Source organism: Caballeronia sp. LZ065, from assembly GCF_031450975.1.
Taxonomy (GTDB): Bacteria; Pseudomonadota; Gammaproteobacteria; order Burkholderiales; family Burkholderiaceae; genus Caballeronia.
The window spans coordinates 1-1,419 of sequence record NZ_JARUXV010000021.1; the positions used below are offsets into that span (position 1 = coordinate 1).

Genomic DNA, 1,419 nt, shown 5'->3' on the forward strand with positions numbered 1-1,419 from the left:
GTCTGTGAGCATCGGCTGACCATGGTGCAGGCCGCTGAACGACTCGGACTGTGCGAACGTCAGATCAGCCGGCTCGCTCACCGCTTTGTCGCGAGCGGCCCGGCTGGGCTGATCTCGCGCAAGCGCGGGCAGCCAAGTAATCGGGAATTGCCCATCGATCTGCGAGCCCGGGCCATGGTGCTGGTGCGCCAGCGCTACGCTGATTTCGGCCCGACGCTTGCCTGCGAGAAGCTGCGTGAATGTCACGGCATCGAGTTGGGCAAGGAAACGGTAAGGCGCTGGATGCGCGATGCCGGGCTCTGGATTCCACGCAAGCAGCGTCCAGCGGCGCTGCACCAGCCGAGGAACCGCCGCTCGTGTCTGGGCGAGTTGATCCAGATCGATGGCAGCGACCATCGCTGGTTCGAAGACCGCGCGCCAGCTTGTACGTTACTGGTGTTTATCGATGATGCCACGAGCCGCCTGATGACCCTGCACTTCACGGCGACCGAGTCGACCTTCAGCTACTTCGAGGCCATGCGCAAGTATCTGGAAGCGTACGGCAAGCCGATTGCGCTCTACAGCGACAAGGCTGCGGTGTTCCATTGCAACAACCACGCCGAGGTCGGCGGCAAGGGCGTGACGCAGTTTGGACGGGCTTTATTCGAGCTCAACATCGATACTTGGTGCGCCAATAGCAGCCAGGCAAAGGGACGCGTCGAGCGGGCCAATCTGACCTTGCAGGATCGGCTGGTGAAGGAGTTGCGTCTACGCGGCATCAACACGCAGGAAGCAGCCAACGCTTACGCGCCCCACTTCATGGCCGACTTCAACGCTCGGTTCGGCAAAGTGCCGAGAAGCGCTTTCAATGCCCATCGCGCACTCAGGAGCGACGAGGACATCGACTTGATCCTGACTTCGCGCGTGGCGCGGCGCGTGACAAAAGTGTTGACGGTTCAGTACGACCGGGTGATTTACATGCTCGACGATACGGCAGACAACCGTGCGCTGATTCACCAATATCTGGACGTCTTCGAGTATCCCGATGGACGCATCGAGATTCGCGTGAATGGGGCTGCCCTCGCCTATCGCCAATACGACCGGCTCTCAGAAATCGATCAAGGTGCCATTGTCGACAACAAGCGGCTTGGACACGTCCTGCAGGCCGCTCAGATCGTGCAAGCTGAGCGCGACAATCGCTGCGCTTCAGGGATGCCTTCGCGGACCAATCAGGGAATGGCGCCTCGGCCCAAGGAACGCAAGGTGGGCACGCGCACGCAGCGCGAACTGACCCTGGAGCGACTCAACGCGGCTGTGTTGAGTTCCGCCGAAGAGCGGGCAGCCGCGGTGGGGAGATAATGATCTAAAGAGATTGGCAAATCTTAAACCCTGACATTTCTAATGAGCCAGACATCGGACATTTGTATTTAGCCATGACAT

General features: G+C 60.0%; 1 protein-coding gene. It reads left to right on the forward strand.

Going from position 1 to position 1,419, the window contains the following annotated elements; all coding sequences use genetic code 11:
- Positions 1-1,338, forward strand: a 1,338-nt coding sequence (locus tag QCE63_RS35460; RefSeq protein WP_309839925.1) for an ISNCY family transposase, incomplete at its 5' end; no start/stop codon positions are given.
- Positions 1,339-1,419 lie beyond the last annotated feature (81 nt).